Origin of the sequence: Paenibacillus ottowii, from assembly GCF_006874425.1 — a bacterium.
GTDB classification, from domain to species: Bacteria; Bacillota; Bacilli; order Paenibacillales; family Paenibacillaceae; genus Paenibacillus; species Paenibacillus ottowii.
The window spans coordinates 47,613-67,199 of record NZ_VIJZ01000005.1 but is presented as its reverse complement, the minus strand read 5'-3'; the positions used below and the strand labels follow the sequence as shown (position 1 = coordinate 67,199).

The following is a 19,587-nucleotide window of genomic DNA, read 5'->3' as shown; positions in this document are numbered from 1 at the left end:
TCAATGATATCTTTGCAAACGCCACGAAATTATCGTGTAGACCCGTTTATTGTCATTTGGGAGGTAACGAGAGCTTGCGCATTAAAATGCCTTCACTGCAGAGCGGAAGCCCAATATAAGCCTGACCCTCGTCAGCTGACATTGGAAGAGGGCAAAAAGCTGCTCGATCAAATCGCTGAAATGAATCATCCGCTGGTGGTTTTCACAGGGGGAGATCCGTTAGCGCGTCCCGACTTGTTTGAGCTGGCTCAATATGCCATTGAGGAGAAAAAGCTGTCGGTTTCCATGACTCCCAGTGCGACCCCGAAAGTGACACGAGCAGCAGTCGAAAAAGCAAAGCAGGTTGGCTTATCACGATGGGCTTTTAGCCTCGATGGTTCATGTGCGGACATTCACGATCATTTTCGTGGGACCGTGGGTTCTTACAATACGACTATGCGGGGAATTGGCTATTTGAAGGAATTGAACATTCCTATCCAAGTGAACACAACGGTGTCCCGATACAATCTTCATGACTTGGAGAAAATCGCAGAGAAGGTCAAGGAAATGCAGGCGGTGTTATGGAGCTTGTTTTTTCTCGTTCCAACCGGACGTGGTATGGAAAAAGATATGATTACTCCTGATGAGCATGAGGCGGTAATGAAGTGGTTGTATCAGATACAGCAACAGATGCCCTACGGTGTAAAGGCTACCGAAGCACCTCACTATCGAAGGGTTGTCCTACAGGAAAAGCATAAAGCAGGACAGCATAACGCAACGTCCGAACAAAAAAGGGTAGATGTTCTGGGTCGCGCTCCCCAAGGCGTAAATGATGGAGATGGATTTGTTTTTATCAGTCATATCGGCGAGGTGTACCCAAGTGGCTTCCTACCGCTGTCATGCGGGAATGTACGGAATGACAGTTTGGCCCATATTTATAGGCACTCTCCGATTATGAATAATCTTCGAGATAAATCTCTGCTTAAAGGCAAATGTGGAGTCTGCGAATTTAATACAATCTGTGGAGGCTCCAGAGCAAGGGCTTTTGCCATCACCGGAGATTACTTGGAGAGTGACCCTTATTGTGCATATATGCCCGGAGTGGGAAGGAAAGTGTGTTCTCATGAATAAAAATGCTAAAAAAGTTGTGATCCTTGGTGGAGGAATAAGCGGTTTAAGTGCCGCTTTTTATGTGAAAAAGCTGGCGGAGGACAGACAGCTTGAAGTGGAGATTACGTTAGTGGAGAAAAGCGACCGTCTGGGAGGAAAACTGCAAACGGTACGCCAAAACCATTTTATGATCGAAAAAGGACCGGATGCTTTTCTGGCCAGAAAGACGGCTATATTGGATCTGACTATGGAGTTGGGACTGGAAGCCGATTTGGTATCAACAAACCCGAAGGCCAAGTCAGCCTCCATTTTGCATAAAGGCAAGCTGCACACGATGCCGATGGGCTTTATTTTAGGTATTCCAACAAAGCTAACTCCCTTCATTCGTACAGGGTTAATTTCTCCGCTGGGAAAAGCGCGCGCAGCCCTGGATTTGATCCTTCCAGCCAAGAAAGGCGATATGGATGAATCTTTGGGAGATTTCATCAAGCGGCGTCTTGGCGAAGAAGTGTTGAACCAGATTACGGAACCCTTGCTATCTGGTATTTACGCTGGCGATACGTATTCTCTTAGCCTCAAGTCAACCTTCCCTCAATTTAAGCAGATGGAACAAAAGCATAGAAGTCTGATTATAGGTATGGCTAAAGGAGCGGGGAGAAAGTCGGGGATATCTAACAAATACCCGGAAATTGCCAAGAAAAGCATGTTTCTTTCCTATCGGCAAGGATTATCCACCATCGTGGAGCGGTTAAAGGAAAAGCTTGACACCGTTCAATTTGTGATGGGACAGCGTGCCTCTGAAGTAAGAAAAGAGGACGCTTATCAGGTAATCCTGGATAATGGCCAAATGTTAGAGGCAGATGCAGTGATTTGCGCTGTTCCAGCCTTTGAGGCGGCTACATTATTTTCCGATATCGAAAGTGTGAGCTGGCTCCATCAGATCAATTACGTTTCGGTAGCGAATATTTCCTTGGCTTATAAAAATTTAGACCTTCGCTTGGCCTATGAGGGAACTGGATTTCTCGTTCCCCGCAAAGAAGGAAAAATGATTACGGCCTGTACTTGGTCATCGACAAAGTGGAGCCATACCGCACCTGAAGGATATACACTCTTACGGACTTACATTGGTCATGCAGGTGCACAGGAATGGGTTCAGATGACAGACGAGGAACTGGTGGAAGAGGCCCGCAAAGACCTGAAAGATTTAATGGGGATCGAGGCTCAACCTGAAATGACTGAGGTCAGTCGGTGTATTCAATCGATGCCGCAATATCCGATTGGGCACAAAGAGCATATGGCGAAGGTAAGACACGATTTGTCCCGGTATTTTCCGAATGTGTTTCTGTGTGGCGCTGGTTATGGAGGCGTTGGCATTCCGGACTGTATCGCTCAAGGCAAAGAAGCAGCTGAACAGCTGGTCGCAGGTTTTTTATAAGCAGGCTGTTTCCATGAGTGAAAAAGGGAACACCCTTATTGGCTCAGTCTTGAGAGAAACATAGAATGAGAATTAAGTATAAAAATGAAGTAAGATGGGGGAATGAAAAATGAGCCAGCTAACGGTGGAAACATGGGTAGCGGACATAGTGAAAGAAGTGCCCAAAACTAGTGACTTGTTCCGTAAACTACGGATTGACTTCTGCTGTGGCGGGAAAATACCGCTCCGCGAAGCAGCAGAGAGCCGAGGTCTTCATGCTAATGAACTGCTGGAGCGGGTGCATGAAGTGGAGGAAAGCCAGGCACAGCATAAGCAAATGCAGCCTTCCTCGCTGGAACCCAAAGAACTAATCGCCTATATTCAGGATGAGTATCACACAAAATTATGTGAAGAACTAGCGGCGCTCACACCGTATATTACCAAACTAACGCGGGTCCATGGCGAACGTTATTCGCACCTAAAGCGAGTGAATGAACTTTATACCTTGCTTAAGCAGAAGCTATCGGCACATATTCAATTCAAGGAAAACCTTCTGTTTCCGTTGATTCAAGCGTTTCTTCAAGACTCGGCATTTGAACGTGTGGATGCACTTCATTTTCATTTGTCCGAGTTGCAGGGTGAGCATCAAGCGGTTGTGGATTTATTGCAGGAGCTGCGCTTGATTACCAATGGCTTTGAGCCGCTACAGGAAGCGTGTGGTACACACCGACTTGTATTGAAGCGTTTGGAGGACCTGGAAGCGGACATTTATAATCATATTCTGCTTGAGAATTGTACGTTGGTTGAACGCACCAAACAGGCACAACTTCATTCATAATGGAACCTATCCCTTATGATAGGCAGAACGTAAGGAGCCGATCCAACATGAAGAAAATTATTAAACAAAGTCAGGTCTTCTTTTTTATTTTTGCCATTGTGTTAGTACTTGCAGGATGCGGCGCGGGGCAACAACCAGCTTCAGGTGGAAATAGCACGACTCAAAACGAGGTCTCCAGCCAGGAATCATCGAAAAAGGCTGAAACTGTTGAACTGACCATTTCCGCAGCTGCGAGCTTAACAGATGCACTCAAAGAAATCCAGCCGTTGTACGAATCATCCCATAAAGGTATTAAATTGAATTTCAACTTTGGTGGTTCCGGTGCATTGGAAAAGCAGATTGAGCAAGGGGCACCATCGGACTTGTTTTTGTCTGCTTCAAAGAAAAACATGAAGTCGCTCGTAGATCAGCAGTTAATCGATAGCAATCAACAAAAAACATGGCTGACGAACGAGCTGGTAGCGGTGGTCCCTGCAGATGGGACGATGAGCATCACGAATATCAAGGATCTAACGAAAAACGAAGTGAAAAAGGTAGCAATCGGTATTCCTGAAAGTGTTCCTGCAGGCAAATATGCACAGGAAGCACTGACAAACGTAAAGCTTTGGGATGTGCTGCAGGACAAGCTCGTTCAGGCGAAAGATGTTAGACAAGTGCTGCAATACGTAGAAACAGGTAACGCTGATGTGGGGTTTGTGTATAAGACAGATGCGTTAACTTCGCAAAAGGCGAAAATTGCCTTTGAGGTCGATCCTAAAACCTATTCTACGGTTGAGTATCCTATCGGCATTGTCAAAGCTTCCAAGCATATTCAAGAAGCCGAAAACTTTTATGAATACCTTCAATCGCAAGAATCTTTGAATATTATGGCTAAGTATGGATTTACCATACCGAAGTGAGTATGCAAGCTATAGATTGGAACGAATATTGGCCTCCAATCCGATTATCGCTGCAGGTTGCGCTGTTATCCAGTATTTTGGTGATCCTATTAGGTTTGTTTTCGGCATGGTCCATGTCGCGGTTAGGATTATTCAAAGGGAAAACTCTCGTTGAAACTGTGCTTATGCTGCCTCTGGTGCTCCCGCCGACTGTAGTTGGGTTTCTACTGTTAATCTTACTCGGACGAAAAAGTTGGTTTGGACAGTTGATGGAGCAATGGTTTGGCGAGCCTATTATTTTCTCATGGTGGGCTGGGGTTGTGGCAGCGGTAGTTGTGGCTTTTCCTCTCGTCTACCGGACACTGAGAATGGGATTCGCTTCAGTGGACAGGGATTTGGAGAGCGCAGGGCGCTCGATGGGTGCAAATGAATGGCAGGTCTTCCGTTATATCACCTTTCCGTTGATCTTCCCTGCTTTTAAAGCGGCCTTTATACTCGGTTTTGCCCGTGGACTGGGCGAATTCGGTGCTACGCTGATGATTGCTGGGAATATTCCGGGTAAAACACAAACGATCCCGACTGCCATCTATATTGCAGTGGATGCTGGTCATCTTCCCATGGCCTGGGCTTGGACATGCTCTATTATACTGATTTCCTTTATGATGCTCCTGTTAACAGGCCAAAAGAACAATTAATCTATTCATACAAGCTTCCCTCTGACAGAGGGGGCTTTTTTTGTATGATTCCATAGAACGAGGGATTTTCTATAGCGCTATAGGACATTCCCTAATGGGAACAGAGATGAATGAATTTCATAATGAGAGTAAGCGAATGAATCTTTTCCATGGGCTTGCGATGGACTGATTCATTCTGAAAAGGAGCGTTGATCACCGATGAAAAAGAAATACAGTCTCAACTTCTTCAAACCAATCGAGAGCTATTCCGGAAATTGGTCAATCCTTGAAGAAAAAAATAGAGAATGGGAAAACGTGTACCGCCAGCGTTGGTCTCACGACAAAGTAATTCGCACGACGCATGGTGTTAACTGTACTGGCTCCTGTAGCTGGAAGGTTTTTGTAAAGAACGGCATCATCACTTGGGAAAATCAGCAAATTGATTATCCTTCCTGCGGTCCGGACATGCCGGAATTTGAGCCGCGTGGATGCCCGCGTGGAGCTTCATTTTCCTGGTATGAATACAGCCCGTTACGTGTGAAATACCCATATATGCGCGGTAAGCTATTGCGACTCTGGCAAGCTGCTCTCAAGGAGCATAGCAACCCAGTAGACGCATGGGCCAGCATTGTGGAAGATCCGGAGAAAGCCAAGCTCTACAAATCGGCTCGCGGCAAAGGCGGGCATGTTCGTGTGGCTTGGGATGATGTTCTGCACCTGATTTCGGCGCAATTAATTTACACGATTCGCAAGTACGGTCCTGACCGGATTGCAGGCTTCACCCCTATTCCGGCGATGTCAATGATTAGCTACGCCTCGGGAGCTCGGTTCATTTCTCTGCTTGGTGGGGAGATGTTGAGCTTTTACGATTGGTATGCCGATCTTCCGCCTGCTTCTCCTCAAATTTGGGGTGAGCAAACGGACGTACCTGAATCCTCAGATTGGTACAACGCAGGTTATCTGATCATGTGGGGATCGAATGTACCACTTACCCGGACGCCAGATGCTCACTTTATGACGGAAGTACGCTATAAAGGAACCAAGGTTGTATCCGTGGCTCCGGATTTGGCGGAAAATGTGAAGTTCGCTGACAACTGGCTTGCACCCAATCCAGGTACAGACGCCGCTGTGGCACAGGCGATGACGCATGTCATTCTGGATGAGTTCTATCAAGAACGCCAGGAACCCATGTTCATTAACTATGCCAAGCAATATACAGATATGCCATTCATGATTCTGCTTGATCCCCACGAAGGAGCCTGGAAAGGCGGACGTTTTCTGCGAGCCAGCGATCTGGGGGATGCTTCACAGCATGCAGATTGGAAACCGGTCATATTCGATGAAGTAGCAGGGGAAATGATGGTTCCGAACGGTACCATGGGACAGCGCTGGGAGCAGGATAAGAAATGGAATCTGATCCTGGAGCGGGAAGACGGAACAAAGGTTGAGCCTGCGCTCACGGTGGTAGGTCATGACGAGCAATGGGAAGAAATCGTATTCCCTTATTTTGATAACGCAGGTAACGGAACGTTTAAACGTGTCATACCGGCGAAAAAAGTACGTCTAGCTGATGGCACAGAGCGTTTCGTAGCCACCGTATATGACTTGATGATGAGTCAGTATGGTGTGGCTCGCAATGATAGCCCTCATAATGCAAAGGATTATTATGATGCAGCTTGTCATTATACGCCTGCCTGGCAGGAAAAGATCACGGGAGTCAAGGCATCAGTTGTCGTGCAAGTTGCTCGCGAATTTGCTCAGAACGCCATCGATACCCAAGGACGTTCCATGATCATTATGGGGGCGGGGATCAATCACTGGTTCAACAGTGACACCATTTATCGCTCCATCTTGAACCTGGTCGTGCTGACTGCTTCCCAAGGTGTTAACGGCGGAGGCTGGGCGCATTATGTAGGTCAAGAAAAGTGCCGTCCTATTGAAGGTTGGTCAACGATTGCCTTTGCCAAAGACTGGCAGGGACCGGCTCGATTGCAAAATGCTACTTCATTCTTCTATTTTGCAACAGAACAGTGGCGCTATGAAGAAAGTGGCACCGACACATTGAAATCACCGACTGCGGGAGATGTCAGTTACCAACATCCAGCGGACTACAATGTACTCGCTGCCCGGTTGGGTTGGATGCCTTCTTATCCGCAGTTTAATAAAAACAGCCTGCTATTCGCTGAAGAAGCAGCGCAATTAGGCAAGAAGTCAAACGAGGAAATCATCAACCACACTGTGGAAGAGATTAAATCGCGCAAGACCCGTTTCGCTATTGAAGACCCAGGAGCAGCAGAGAACTTCCCGCGTTCACTCTTTATTTGGCGGTCCAACCTCATTTCCAGTTCGGCCAAGGGACAGGAATATTTCATGAAGCATTTGCTCGGAGCTTCCGACGCGTTGCTGGCCCAGCCGAATGAAGATCAGAAGCCAGAGGAAATCATTTGGCGGGAAGATGTAGAAGGAAAGCTTGATTTAATGGTCGCGCTTGATTTCCGGATGACTACAACGCCATTGTACGCGGATGTCGTACTTCCGGCGGCAACCTGGTATGAGAAAACGGATTTGTCCTCGACAGACATGCATCCGTTCGTACATCCATTTAATCCTGCGGTTAACCCACTTTGGGAATCCCGCTCAGACTGGGATATTTACCGTCAGTTATCTGAAACCTTCTCGAATATGGCCAAAGTACATCTGCCAGGAATATATAAAGACCTTGTAACTGCACCGCTTGGACATGATTCTATAGGCGAAATTTCGCAGCCGATGGGTCTTGTCAAGGATTGGACGAAGGGTGAGGTCGCTGCTGTGCCGGGTAGAACTATGCCTAATTTCAGTATCGTAGAACGCGATTACACGGAAATTTATGATAAGTATGTCTCGCTCGGTCCTAATTTGGCTACAGGAAAAACGGGCGCGCACGGTGTTAGCTTCTCGGTAGCGGAGGAATATGAGGAATTGAAGAAGCTAAACGGGGTCTATTACGATGAATCCATTAAAGATGGACTGCCGAAGATCCAGACAGCTCGCCAAGTGGCCGATACGATTCTCCATCTGTCGTCGGCAACCAATGGTCGTGTCTCCCAAAAAGCCTACGAAGAGGCGGAAAAGGATCACGGGGTGAAGCTGATGGACATCTCAGCCGATCGCGCCGCCGAGAAAATAACGTTCCAAAGCATTACAGCACAGCCGCGTGAAGTTATACCGACGCCGGTATTCAGTGGCTCTAACAAACAGGGACGTCGCTACTCGCCATTTACCACGAATATTGAGCGTCTCGTTCCGTTCCGGACTTTGACAGGCAGACAGCATTTCTATATCGATCATGAAATCTTCCAGCAGTTTGGAGAGTCGCTGCCTATCTATAAACCGACTTTACCACCGATGGTATTTGGTACGCGTGATCGGGAAATCAAGGGCGGTCAGGATTCGCTGGTGCTTCGTTATCTGACTCCACACGGGAAATGGAATATTCACTCCACTTATCAGGATAACCAGCATATGCTTACGCTGTTCCGTGGAGGGCCAACGGTATGGATTAATAACGAAGACGCAGCAGCCCACGATCTGGCCGACAATGATTGGGTAGAGGTGTACAACCGTAACGGTGTCGTTACCGCCCGGGCAGTTGTCAGCCACCGGATGCCAAGAGGGACGATGTTTATGTACCATGCTCAAGATAAGCACATTCAAGTGCCAGGCTCCGAAATCACGGAAACACGCGGGGGCAGTCATAATGCGCCAACAAGAATTCATCTCAAACCGACCCAGATGGTTGGCGGATACGCTCAGCTTAGCTACGGGTTCAACTATTACGGACCGATTGGCAACCAGCGCGATGTATACGTAGCGGTACGCAAAATGAAGGAGGTTAACTGGCTTGAAAATTAAAGCTCAAATTGCCATGGTCATGAACCTGGATAAATGTATTGGCTGCCATACGTGCAGCGTGACGTGCAAAACAACTTGGACCAACCGCAAAGGTGCGGAATATATGTGGTTTAACAACGTGGAAACCAAGCCAGGTATTGGGTATCCGAAGCGTTGGGAAGACCAGGAGCAGTATAAGGGCGGCTGGCAGCTTCGCAAAGGGAAGCTTGAACTGAAGTCAGGTAACAAGCTATCCAAGATAGCACTTGGTAAAATTTTCTACAACCCCGATATGCCTGAAATGAAGGATTATTATGAGCCCTGGACCTACAATTATGAACATTTGACCAACGCTAAAGAGCAGAAGCATTCTCCGGTAGCACGTGCACAATCTGCTGTAACGGGCGAAAAAATGGATCTGAATTGGGGACCAAACTGGGAAGATGATTTGGCAGGTACCCATGTGACAGGGCCTCTTGATCCCAATATTCAGAAAATCGAAGAAGAGATTAAATTTAATTTCGAGAAGTCGTTCATGCTGTATCTCCCTCGGCTTTGTGAGCACTGTCTGAATCCGAGCTGCGTCGCATCTTGCCCTTCGGGTGCCATGTACAAGCGGGACGAGGATGGCATCGTGCTCGTGGATCAGGAAGCATGTCGCGGCTGGCGATATTGCATGACGGGTTGCCCATACAAGAAAGTGTACTTCAACTGGCAGACGAACAAAGCAGAAAAATGTACCTTCTGCTTCCCGCGCGTGGAAGCCGGGTTGCCAACCGTCTGCTCCGAGACATGTACTGGACGAATTCGTTACCTTGGCGTTCTATTGTATGACGCCGATAAGGTGCAGGAGGCTGCTTCTAAAGAGGATGAGAAAGATCTGTACAAAGCACAGTGTGATTTGTTCCTGGACCCAAGCGATCCGGCGGTAATTGCACAGGCCAAAAAAGATGGCGTCTCGCAAGACTGGATTGAGGCAGCACAGAATTCACCAGTCTACAAGCTTGCTATTGAATATAAGCTGGCATTCCCGCTTCATCCGGAATACCGCACGCTGCCAATGGTCTGGTATGTCCCACCACTTAGTCCGATCATGAATTACTTTGAAGGAAAAGATTCTATCGAGAATCCGGATATGATCTTTCCAGCTATCGAAGAAATGCGCACGCCAATTCAGTATCTTGCCAATATGTTGACGGCGGGCGACACGCAGACGGTGAAGGAATCGCTGCAGCGGATGGCTATGATGCGCTCCTATATGCGTGCCCAGTCCACAGGACAATCTTTCGATGAAAGTCGTCTGGAACGCACTGGCATGACAGCACGTCAGGCTGAACAGATGTACCGGCTTCTGGCCATTGCCAAATACGAGGACCGTTTCGTCATTCCGACGTCGCATAAAGAGGGTTATGCCAATCCATATCGCGCCCAGGGAGCTGCTGGATACGGTGACACCTTAGGGAATATGGATGGTTGTGGAGTTCAAGGAGCTGGCTGTAGCGGTTGTAGCCTGGGAAGCTCCACAGGAATGGAAGAGCCTTCGAAAACAGGCAAGCAAATGTATGAAGAAAACTTCTACGGGGGTATTTGGCGTGATTAATGTAGCGAAACTGTATGAATTCAAGCCTTCATTCGGGTTTTTCGCCCAACAACTCATGTACCCAGAAAAGCTGGATTTTCATCCAGCTTTTCTGGAAGCATCCTTTGATCAGAGTCATCCTGCGTATACGCATGCTCATACGTACTGGTCTCTGATGCAAGAGTTTAGTATGGAAGAGATCCAGGAAATGTATACCGAAACTTTTGATTTTCAAAAAAATTGCGCACTATATATGACTTACTTCAAGTTTGAAGATGCAAAAGAAAGAGGACAAATGCTGGTCAAATTAAAGGTCCTCTATGAAATGTATGGTCTTGAAATGCCAGATGGAGAGCTGCCTGATTATCTGCCGCTCATGTGTGAATTTCTGTATGCCGCCGAATGGGTGCAGGATGCAAAGACGACAGAAAACTTCCGCATGCCGATCGCGATTCTGGAGGACGGCACCTATCATTTGCTTAAGGCACTGGAAAAAATGGAAAGTCCGTATTTTCATCTGATCAAGGGACTGCGCGAAACGCTTAAAGCTTGCGTAGAACAGGAGGCGGCCACGCTATGATGTTGGAACAATTTTTATGGGTCATTTTCCCTTATATGTGCGTGGTCATTTTTATCGTAGGTCATATCTTCCGTTATAGAACGGACCAGTTCAATTGGACGGCAAAATCAAGTGAATTTATTGAAAAGAAACAATTGATGATAGGCAGTCTCTTATTCCACCTGGGGATCATTCCAGTTATTTTCGGTCACGTGTCTGGTCTGGGTATACCCAAAACGTGGATGCATGCGCTGGGTGTAAACGATCATCTATACCACATTGGAGCAGTCTATATTGGTGGAATATTTGGAGCTATGACGTTCCTTGGGATGTTGATACTTACCTCGCGACGGTTTACAATTCGTAATGTGCGCCGTTTAAGCACAGCTTCTGATTTAATTGTAAACGTATTGCTATTAGCTCTTGTATGCCTAGGGATGTTTGCAACTCTTGTAACGAATGCGGTACAGCCTGAATTCGATTATCGGGAGACGATCTCAATCTGGTTCCGTGGTCTGTTCATATTCCGTGTCGACCCGACACTGATGAGAGATGTACCGATCTCTTTCAAGCTACATGTACTTATGGGTTTTGCGATTTTTGCATTCTGGCCGTTTACCCGGCTTGTACATGTATGGAGCGTTCCGTTGAATTATGTACGCAGAAGTTATATCCTGTACAGAAGACATAAAACGAACTAGGAAAGCGGGCCCTGCCTTCTTTCCTAGTTTTATTAGGAGAGAGTGATGAATAATAAGATGGATTATCAAAGGGAGCTTGAGCGAATACGCGAACATTTCGGTTATGATTTTATGGCACTTGCTCTGGTTGAACCAGCCGAATATCAGTACGTCATTAAATGGAAAAATGCCGCTGGCAATTTAAATGATCGATTTAAGCGGATTGTGCTGCAATCTGGAAAAGGCATAGCAGGAGTCGTGTTTAAAACCGGGAAATCTGTCTTTATTCCATCTGTTCATCAATATGTTGGGGCAGAGAACCTATTTAATTATCCAATCGTTCAATCCGAAAAGCTCAAGAGTCTCGGGGCTGTGCCTTTGTGGAACGATGCTCGCGTCGCGGGCGTACTATTGGGTGGATTTCGAGAAGAACAACGGATGACCGAAGCCATGATGCGTGATTTGGAAACCTTGGCACATGAGGGATTTGGAGAGTTGAACGGGAAGGAAGTGATCTGAATTGACATTGTCTATAGGGACAGACTCTTTGAGTGCGCTAATGGTGAAGATGTTTGAGAACAGCACAGAAGCTATCTTCTTTTTTGATAGGGAAGGGAAAACCCTAGCCATGAACCCGGCGGCTGAGGAGATTGTAGGCGATGACGTTCTCATTCAACTCTATGAAGGACAGGACAAGGCTTTATGCGGAACATGCAGGGGTTATACAAGCGACACAGAGCCCCGCACCTGCCTTGACTGTTATTTCAATGTGCCTGAATCCGACAAATTTGCTTCTTTTCAAGTCTATTTGGAAACCAAAAGCAATGGCATGGTTCCCTATGCCGCTTCTTTTCACACCGTTGATTCTACAAATGGAATCCGGGTGCTGATGCTGAGAGACTTGACCCCGCAATTTCAGACACAGGAAAAATTATATCAAAACAAAATGATGAAGCATGTCATTGAAGCACAGGAAAATGAGCGAAAACGGCTTTCCAGGGAACTGCACGACAGTGTCGCCCAGGAATTGATGAGCGCGGTTGTTGAACTACGAGTGCTAAAATACATGACGAATGATGAGCAGCTCATTAAAAACATGAAGCAGACGGAAGCATCCATGACCCGATTATTGGATGATATCCGTAACCTGTCTGTGGAACTTCGCCCGGCCACCCTTGATGATTTTGGGCTTGAAGCGGCCTTCCGCTCTCACTTTAAGCGGATCGAGCAAAGCTTTGGTCTAGTGGTTGAGTTTGTGTCTGATCTTCCCCAAAAGCGGTATGGAAGTGAAAAAGAAACAGTCATATACCGTGTCTGCCAGGAAGCTGTGCTTAATGCGTTGAAGTATGCACAGGTCGATACCATTAAAGTTTCTTTGTCCGAGCATGAACATTCCCTTCGTTTGACTGTAGAGGATAATGGGATTGGCTTTGAAAAGGGAGGCAAGCCTATTGGAACGGGACTTGGCTTGTATGGTATGCAGGAGCGGGCAGAGCTGGTAGGCGGAAGTTTTGGCGTCCTTTCGAATGTCGGTCAAGGCACCAAAGTCTTTTTACAAATTCCGATTGGACATGAGGAGGAATAGAAACTTGATCAAAATTGTATTAGCGGATGACCATGCCATTGTACGAAGCGGATTTTCCATGATCCTCAACTTCCAATCGGATATGGAGGTTGTCGGGACAGCTGCAGACGGTATTGAAGCGTATACTATGGTAGCTAAGCATAAGCCGGATATTCTCATTATGGACCTTAGTATGCCGCCAGGCGAAAGTGGATTGATTGCCACAGGCAAAATTAAAGAAGACCACCCTGACACTAAAATTCTGATTTTGACCATGCATGACGACGAAGAATATCTATTTCATATTTTGAAGAACGGTGCTTCAGGGTATGTTTTGAAAAATGCACCCGATGAGGAGCTATTGCTTGCCATACGCACCATTCATGGGGGCGGGACGTATATCCATCCTAAAATGGCCACTTCTCTCGTGCGTGAGTTCATCAAAAAAGACACAACATCACAAACAGAGGATCCGTATGAGATCCTGTCCAAGCGTGAGCTGGAGATTCTCCCTCTGGTCGCAAAGGGATACGGTAACAAGGAGGTTGCCGAAAAGTTGTTCATCTCTGTCAAGACCGTGGAAGCGAACAAAGCTAAAATCATGGAGAAATTAAATTTAAAAAGCCGGCCTGAACTGGTCCAATATGCTTTAAAGAAAAAAATGCTGGATTTTTAGTTGATGAAGAAAATTATTTTTAATCCAATAATACAGCTAGAATAAATCAAGCAGCTTCTTACGAGAAGCGGCTTTTTTTATTTTCAGGGACTCCCCTGACCGGGAAAGGGGAGTCCCCTATATTCGAAAGGAAGGGCTAGCGGCTACAATGGGAACAGAAAAATACAAATCAAACATTCGACAGAATAAAGTTGAAAAGGTGAGTTAAATGATTAGAAAAATGCAGTTGCCACTACAAACATTGAACCTGATTCTTGGATTTATGGTATGGGTTATCATTTCATCTCTCATGCCGTTCATTACGGAGGATATTGCTATTCCACCCGGAAAATTGGCTATGGTTACGGCGATTCCGGTCGTGCTTGGATCGATTCTGCGCATTCCGCTTGGTTATTATGCCAATATTTTCGGGGCAAGAATCGTTTTTCTCGTTAGCTTTGTGTTGCTTTTGTTTCCGGTCTACTATATCAGTGAAGCTTCTACGATGATGGATTTAATTATCGGTGGCTTGTTCCTTGGAATTGGGGGAGCGGTGTTCTCGGTTGGGGTGACTTCGTTGCCTAAGTATTATCCGAAGGAAAGACATGGCTTTGTCAATGGGATGTATGGTGTGGGCAACCTGGGGACAGCGGTAACGACCTTCTCCGCTCCGATTGTAGCGACGCAGGTAGGATGGGCACTTACAGTTAAGCTGTATCTTATCTTGTTGCTTGTTTTTATCGTTTTGAATTTCTTCTTTGGGGACCGTCATGAAACTAAAGTCAAAACCCCCATTATGGAGCAAATCAAAGGGGTTTACAAAAATGAAAAGCTTTGGTTTTTCTCACTCTTTTATTTTATTACGTTTGGCTCATTTGTAGCTTTTACGGTGTATCTACCGAATTTCCTCGTATCGAACTTTGAACTGGATAAAGTGGATGCAGGGATGCGCACAGCAGGCTTTATCGCGATTGCTACATTCTTCCGTCCAATCGGTGGCTGGCTGGCGGATCGTTTTCAGCCCTTGTTCCTGCTGGTAGGTACGTTTGCTGTGTATACGGTTGCTGCGATTCTTCTGGCTTTTTCACCAGACATCACCTTGTATACCGTAGGGTGCTTGGCTATCGCTGTGAGTGCAGGAATCGGGAACGGTGTCATTTTCAAACTAGTTCCATTTTATTTTAATAAACAGGCAGGCATAGTGAACGGAATTGTATCCATGATGGGTGGCCTGGGTGGCTTTTTCCCTCCGATCTTGCTATCGACGATTCATGCCGCTACTGGCCAATATTCCATTGGGTTCATGCTGCTCTCCCAAGTGGCACTGGCTAGCCTGATTCTCGTCATATGGCTATATTATCAAGCACGTTTCCCTGTAGCTGCCGAGCAGAACCGCTTTGAGAAACAAAAGGAATTTCAGCAGTAAAGCATTAAGAGTGAAGAAATTATAAAGGCACCTTTAACGTTTCTAGCGAGAGCCACAGGAATAAGCACAAAGTTAACGATCGCTCTTCAACGTTAGGGGGACATTGTGATGAAGGAACGTTATTCAAGACAGATTTTATTTAGACCCATCGGCAGTGAAGGACAACGTAATCTGTCTGAAGCTATTGTTACCATTATCGGCTGCGGGGCACTAGGCTCCGCCATCGCTGAAACATTAGTAAGAGCGGGCGTCGGAGAGATTCACCTGGTTGACCGTGATTATGTGGAGACGTCGAATCTGCAACGCCAGCAGTTATTCACGGAGCAGGATGCTGCACAAATGCTCCCCAAGGTAACGGCTGCTGAAAAAAGGTTGAAGGCGATACGAGAAGACGTGCGCTTGTATACCTATCTCGACAGTCTGGATGCCGGGCTTGCTCAAGAGCTTGCTGGTAAAAGCACATTGCTGATGGATGCAACGGACAATTTTGAAACCCGGCTGCTTATAAACGATGCTGCACTAAAGGCTGAAATTCCATGGATTTACGGCGCCTGTGTTGGAAGCACAGGCGTTGTTTTTCCGTTCGTGCCGGGCAAGTCGGCTTGTTTTCGCTGCCTTCTGCCCTCGCTGCCAGCAATCAATCAGACCTGCGATACGGCTGGAATCATTTCGCCCGCAGTCCAAGTGACGGCAGCCCTCCAAAGTGCAGAAGCCATGAAGTGGCTGAGCGGCAAACGTGATCAGATGCGCAGCAAGGTTCATCTATTTGATCTATGGGAGAATACGCAAATGGACATAGGGATTTCCCGTATCCATAATCCGGATTGTCCAACCTGTGGGGAACAGCCCGTATTTCCTGCACTGACAGCACCCCATCGCTCGGCGTATGCTGCGCTGTGCGGGCGGGATGTGGTTCAGGTTCTTCCAGACCCTCATCGTCCGATCACTTTGGACGATGCAGAGAAGATGGGTAGGCTTATGGCGGAACATGTCAAAAGGACTCCTTATTTCGTTGAATTTTATGCCTTTAAGCATCGAATGATTTTATTTAAAAACGGAAGACTCCTTATTCACGGGATCGGAAGTGTTGCCAGGGGCCAAAAGTTATATCATCAGTTGTTCGGCTGAACAAGAGATATAGATCTAAGAAATAGAAATAGTTCATAGAATTTTCAAAGGGAAGTAGCGTGCCGTGTGGCTGGAAGGTGGAAAAAATGAGTGTATTTGAAATCGTGACGGAGCCCATTCTCCCACAGACCTATGCGGACTATGTCTTAAGACCGGAAGCAGGAGCAGTGACTTTATTTACAGGGCATGTAAGAGAGTGGACCCAAGGCGTACGGACGTTATCCCTAGCTTACGAAGCTTATGTACCTATGGCCGAGAAAAAGCTTGCGGAAATTGGCCACGAAATCGAACAGAAATGGGAAGGAACAAAAGTAGCAATCGCGCATCGGATTGGTGAGCTTCACATTGGAGATATTGCGGTTGTCATTGCTGTCTCATCACCACACCGCTCGGATGCGTATGAAGCGAATGAATATGCAATCGAACGAATCAAGGAAATCGTTCCGATCTGGAAACGAGAGATTTGGGAAGACGGCACGCAATGGGTCGGACAACAAAAGAAAAAACCGGGGGAAATCAGTCATGATTAAGCTGTACTATTTTGCAGGACTCCGTGAGGTGACGGGAAAATCCGAAGAAATGGCCGACCTGGCAGGCCAAACTGTGGAAGAATTGTGCAGTTGGATCACAGACAAATATCGGGATATGTCGATCGAGTCTATACGAGTTGCAGTAAATGAAGAATATGCGTTGCCAACAGATGTACTGCAGAATGGAGATACCGCAGCTTTTATTCCGCCTGTCAGCGGTGGCTAGTGAAAAAATGCTCGTCATGTGTCCATTTCTGCAACGTCAACTACAGCTAATGAAAAAAAGAAGGTGGTCACATGAGTTCACATCCACTTAAAGACTCTTTGCGGCGTCCGATCCGTGATTTACGTATATCCGTGACGGACCGTTGCAATTTTCGCTGTTCCTACTGTATGCCAAAAGAAATTTTCGGTGACGACTTTGCCTTTCTTCCCAAAAGCGAATGCCTGTCGTTTGAAGAAATTCATCGACTTACGGAGCTCTTTGTGGGCCTTGGGGTCCAAAAAATCCGACTCACTGGCGGTGAGCCATTAATGCGGCCCAATCTTTCCGACCTTGTTTCCCGTATTTTGTCGATCAACGGCGTGGAGGATATGGGGTTGACCACAAATGGCTTGCTATTAGGGCAACAGGCAGAGCGCCTGTATGACGCAGGGCTGCGACGCCTTAATGTCAGTGTGGATGCTCTGAACCCGGAACTATTCGGGCGGATGAATGGACGAGGCATTAAGCCTGCTTTCATTTTGAAACAGATTGATTATGCTAGAAAAATCGGTTTTGAGATCAAGGTCAATATGGTAGTTCAAAAAGGTGTTAATGATTCTGAAATTTTGCCGATGGCTGCTTATTTTAAGGAGCAGGGAATAACCCTTCGTTTTATTGAGTTTATGGATGTAGGTAACGATACCGGTTGGAGCTTCAAGAAGGTAGTTACCAAAGAAGAGATTATTGAACAACTTAAGAATGCGTACGAGCTGGAGCCGATAGATCAGAATTACTTTGGAGAAGTGGCCAAACGTTACCGTTATAAAGACAGCGACGCGCAGGTTGGCTTTATTACCTCGGTCTCTGATTCGTTTTGCTCATCCTGCACGCGTGCCCGTCTATCTTCGGATGGCAAGTTTTATACGTGTTTGTTTGCTTCAGACGGATTTGATTTGCGCCAGATGCTTCGTGGCGGGGCGAATGATCAGGAACTACTCGATGCCGTTACTTCCGTATGGGAGCAACGCATAGACCGGTATTCCGATGAACGTACTGAACAGACTGCAAACAACCGAAAAAAGATTAACATGTCCTACATTGGCGGCTGACATTTTTATCATGGCAATGTGCCGTATTCAAGGTGCTGCCCCCAAAAAAGAAAGCGCAAACATTTTTGTTGGCAAAACTTAAATTTGATGTTATTATGATCTTGGGATTGTTACTGAAAAGGCAAAACCCGGGACATGGAACTGGATTTCCATGTGTTGGGTTTTGCCTTTTCTTTTTGAATACAGGTTTGCAGTAACGCAGAAAGGTGAGTGATGATGAGCCTTACAAGTGCTGAACAACAATGGTAATAACGTCGACCAACAAAACAGCAGCCCAGAATAATGTCGTAGGACCTTGGTTAAAGGGAAAACGTAGGGCTTATCTCTCTTTATGAATACGCTTTCAAGGTAAGGGTTGTAAATCTGCACATTATGGTTGGTTTACAGCGAAAGTTTGATCGGCTATTACCGTCTTGTGACCTATCTGAAATATCGCCCAGCATCTAATTCCTTTTTTAAATTATTGCGGGATCAGGGGGCAGCCAGAATGATCATAACAAAGATATTTAATAATAACGCCATAATAGCCAAAGATTCAAAAAGGCATGAATTTGTTGTTATGGGGCGTGGAATTGCTTTTAAAAAGAATGCAGGGGAACAAGTAGAAGAGCATTTAATTGAAAAGGTTTTTGTCCTAAAACAAAAAGATGCCTCCGAGAAATTTAAATTATTGTTAGAGGATGTTCCTACAGAATATGTTTCGTTATGCTATGACATCATTGAATATGGAAAAAGCATATTGGAAGCACAGCTGAGTGACTATGTATATGTTTCGCTTACAGATCACATGAACAATGCATTTAAAATGTTTGATGAAGGGTTCAAAAATGCGAACCCGCTCATTTGGGAAATCAGAAAATTTTATCCTAAAGAATTCGGAGTTGGCTTAAAAGCATTAGATTTTATTGAAGAGGAAACAGGTAAACGATTGTCTGAAGATGAGGCAGGTAACATAGCTCTTCATTTAATCAATGCTCAAGTCAATAGCTCCTACCATAAAGTAGCTGATGTTGCTCAACAAACTCAAAAAATACAGGATATCTTAAATATTATTAAATATTCTTACAATATTACTCTGGATGAGCAATCGACCAGCTATGAACGATTTATTACGCATTTAAGGTTTTTCTTTCAGCGATTAATTCAAAAAGAAAAAAAATTAGCACTGGAAGATGATTTTCTATTAAGGCAAGTGAAAGCAAAGTACAAAAAAGCCTACAACTGTATGCTAAAGATTGAGAGATACTTGGACACGGTATTGTCAGATGAAGAAAAACTGTATATAACGATTCATATTCAGCGCGTAACTCAATGACCAATTGAATAACTCCTTGGATTGTTACTGGTAATGCAGGCGAAACCAACCTAGATCGAATTTGATCTGTT

General features: G+C 45.9%; 18 protein-coding genes. All 18 read left to right on the top strand.

What is annotated here, in order from left to right:
- The first annotated feature begins 3 nt into the window (after positions 1–3).
- Complete coding sequence (locus tag FKV70_RS13415) at positions 4–1,110, top strand: TIGR04053 family radical SAM/SPASM domain-containing protein (RefSeq protein WP_142613152.1); 1,107 nt, start codon at positions 4–6, stop codon at positions 1,108–1,110.
- Positions 1,103–2,524, top strand: a complete 1,422-nt coding sequence (gene hemY, locus FKV70_RS13410) for a protoporphyrinogen oxidase (protein ID WP_142613151.1) — start codon at positions 1,103–1,105, stop codon at positions 2,522–2,524. Before FKV70_RS13415 ends, hemY begins: the two co-directional genes overlap by 8 nt.
- A 109-nt stretch (positions 2,525–2,633) precedes the next feature.
- Positions 2,634–3,341 (top strand): DUF542 domain-containing protein, encoded by a 708-nt coding sequence (locus FKV70_RS13405; protein ID WP_063208492.1) that lies wholly within the window; start codon positions 2,634–2,636, stop codon positions 3,339–3,341.
- A 47-nt stretch (positions 3,342–3,388) separates the two neighbouring features.
- On the top strand, positions 3,389–4,240 hold the full coding sequence (gene modA / locus FKV70_RS13400) for a molybdate ABC transporter substrate-binding protein (RefSeq protein WP_142613150.1): 852 nt from the start codon (positions 3,389–3,391) through the stop codon (positions 4,238–4,240).
- On the top strand, positions 4,237–4,914 hold the full coding sequence (modB, locus tag FKV70_RS13395; RefSeq protein WP_142613149.1) for a molybdate ABC transporter permease subunit: 678 nt from the start codon (positions 4,237–4,239) through the stop codon (positions 4,912–4,914). The genes modA and modB overlap by 4 nt, the downstream gene beginning before the upstream one ends.
- Before the next feature lie 198 nt (positions 4,915–5,112).
- Entirely contained in the window at positions 5,113–8,787 is a 3,675-nt protein-coding gene (locus FKV70_RS13390) for a nitrate reductase subunit alpha (protein WP_142613148.1), read from the top strand.
- Positions 8,777–10,366: a nitrate reductase subunit beta gene (gene narH, locus FKV70_RS13385; RefSeq protein ID WP_142613147.1), complete on the top strand. Its 1,590-nt coding sequence runs from the start codon at positions 8,777–8,779 to the stop codon at positions 10,364–10,366. Before FKV70_RS13390 ends, narH begins: the two co-directional genes overlap by 11 nt.
- Positions 10,359–10,925 (top strand): nitrate reductase molybdenum cofactor assembly chaperone, encoded by a 567-nt coding sequence (narJ, locus tag FKV70_RS13380; protein ID WP_142613146.1) that lies wholly within the window; start codon positions 10,359–10,361, stop codon positions 10,923–10,925. Before narH ends, narJ begins: the two co-directional genes overlap by 8 nt.
- Positions 10,922–11,605 (top strand): respiratory nitrate reductase subunit gamma, encoded by a 684-nt coding sequence (narI, locus tag FKV70_RS13375; protein WP_064796963.1) that lies wholly within the window; start codon positions 10,922–10,924, stop codon positions 11,603–11,605. The genes narJ and narI overlap by 4 nt, the downstream gene beginning before the upstream one ends.
- A 45-nt stretch (positions 11,606–11,650) precedes the next feature.
- Positions 11,651–12,103 (top strand): GAF domain-containing protein, encoded by a 453-nt coding sequence (locus FKV70_RS13370; protein WP_063208506.1) that lies wholly within the window; start codon positions 11,651–11,653, stop codon positions 12,101–12,103.
- Between the two features lies 1 nt (position 12,104).
- Positions 12,105–13,169, top strand: coding sequence for an ATP-binding protein (locus tag FKV70_RS13365; protein WP_142613145.1), 1,065 nt, complete (start codon positions 12,105–12,107; stop codon positions 13,167–13,169).
- A gap of 7 nt (positions 13,170–13,176) precedes the next feature.
- A complete protein-coding gene (locus FKV70_RS13360) occupies positions 13,177–13,824 on the top strand; it encodes a response regulator transcription factor (RefSeq protein ID WP_040103856.1) in 648 nt (215 codons plus the stop codon).
- Positions 13,825–14,032: 208 nt separating this feature from the next.
- Positions 14,033–15,229: a nitrate/nitrite transporter gene (locus FKV70_RS13355; RefSeq protein WP_063208510.1), complete on the top strand. Its 1,197-nt coding sequence runs from the start codon at positions 14,033–14,035 to the stop codon at positions 15,227–15,229.
- Positions 15,230–15,337: 108 nt separating this feature from the next.
- A complete protein-coding gene (locus FKV70_RS13350) occupies positions 15,338–16,357 on the top strand; it encodes a ThiF family adenylyltransferase (protein WP_142613144.1) in 1,020 nt (339 codons plus the stop codon).
- Positions 16,358–16,443: 86 nt separating this feature from the next.
- Positions 16,444–16,887: a molybdenum cofactor biosynthesis protein MoaE gene (locus FKV70_RS13345; RefSeq protein WP_142613143.1), complete on the top strand. Its 444-nt coding sequence runs from the start codon at positions 16,444–16,446 to the stop codon at positions 16,885–16,887.
- A complete protein-coding gene (gene moaD, locus FKV70_RS13340; protein WP_142613142.1) occupies positions 16,880–17,113 on the top strand; it encodes a molybdopterin converting factor subunit 1 in 234 nt (77 codons plus the stop codon). The genes FKV70_RS13345 and moaD overlap by 8 nt, the downstream gene beginning before the upstream one ends.
- A gap of 71 nt (positions 17,114–17,184) precedes the next feature.
- The gene (gene moaA, locus FKV70_RS13335; protein WP_142613141.1) at positions 17,185–18,201 is read left to right on the top strand and encodes a GTP 3',8-cyclase MoaA; all 1,017 of its coding nucleotides are present in this window, start codon (positions 17,185–17,187) and stop codon (positions 18,199–18,201) included.
- A gap of 487 nt (positions 18,202–18,688) precedes the next feature.
- A complete protein-coding gene (gene licT / locus FKV70_RS13330) occupies positions 18,689–19,516 on the top strand; it encodes a BglG family transcription antiterminator LicT (protein WP_142613140.1) in 828 nt (275 codons plus the stop codon).
- Positions 19,517–19,587: the final 71 nt, after the last annotated feature.

Excerpts from the sequence above, each read along its gene's own strand:
- FKV70_RS13345 (WP_142613143.1), top strand. The coding sequence starts at position 16,444 with ATGAGTGTATTTGAAATCGTGACGGAGCCCATTCTCCCACAGACCTAT.
- narI (WP_064796963.1), top strand. The coding sequence starts at position 10,922 with ATGATGTTGGAACAATTTTTATGGGTCATTTTCCCTTATATGTGCGTG.
- hemY (WP_142613151.1), top strand. The coding sequence starts at position 1,103 with ATGAATAAAAATGCTAAAAAAGTTGTGATCCTTGGTGGAGGAATAAGC.
- moaA (WP_142613141.1), top strand. The coding sequence starts at position 17,185 with ATGAGTTCACATCCACTTAAAGACTCTTTGCGGCGTCCGATCCGTGAT.
- FKV70_RS13415 (WP_142613152.1), top strand. The coding sequence starts at position 4 with ATGATATCTTTGCAAACGCCACGAAATTATCGTGTAGACCCGTTTATT.
- FKV70_RS13370 (WP_063208506.1), top strand. The coding sequence starts at position 11,651 with ATGAATAATAAGATGGATTATCAAAGGGAGCTTGAGCGAATACGCGAA.
- FKV70_RS13350 (WP_142613144.1), top strand. The coding sequence starts at position 15,338 with ATGAAGGAACGTTATTCAAGACAGATTTTATTTAGACCCATCGGCAGT.
- FKV70_RS13390 (WP_142613148.1), top strand. The coding sequence starts at position 5,113 with ATGAAAAAGAAATACAGTCTCAACTTCTTCAAACCAATCGAGAGCTAT.
- FKV70_RS13355 (WP_063208510.1), top strand. The coding sequence starts at position 14,033 with ATGATTAGAAAAATGCAGTTGCCACTACAAACATTGAACCTGATTCTT.
- licT (WP_142613140.1), top strand. The coding sequence starts at position 18,689 with ATGATCATAACAAAGATATTTAATAATAACGCCATAATAGCCAAAGAT.
- modA (WP_142613150.1), top strand. The coding sequence starts at position 3,389 with ATGAAGAAAATTATTAAACAAAGTCAGGTCTTCTTTTTTATTTTTGCC.
- moaD (WP_142613142.1), top strand. The coding sequence starts at position 16,880 with ATGATTAAGCTGTACTATTTTGCAGGACTCCGTGAGGTGACGGGAAAA.
- FKV70_RS13405 (WP_063208492.1), top strand. The coding sequence starts at position 2,634 with ATGAGCCAGCTAACGGTGGAAACATGGGTAGCGGACATAGTGAAAGAA.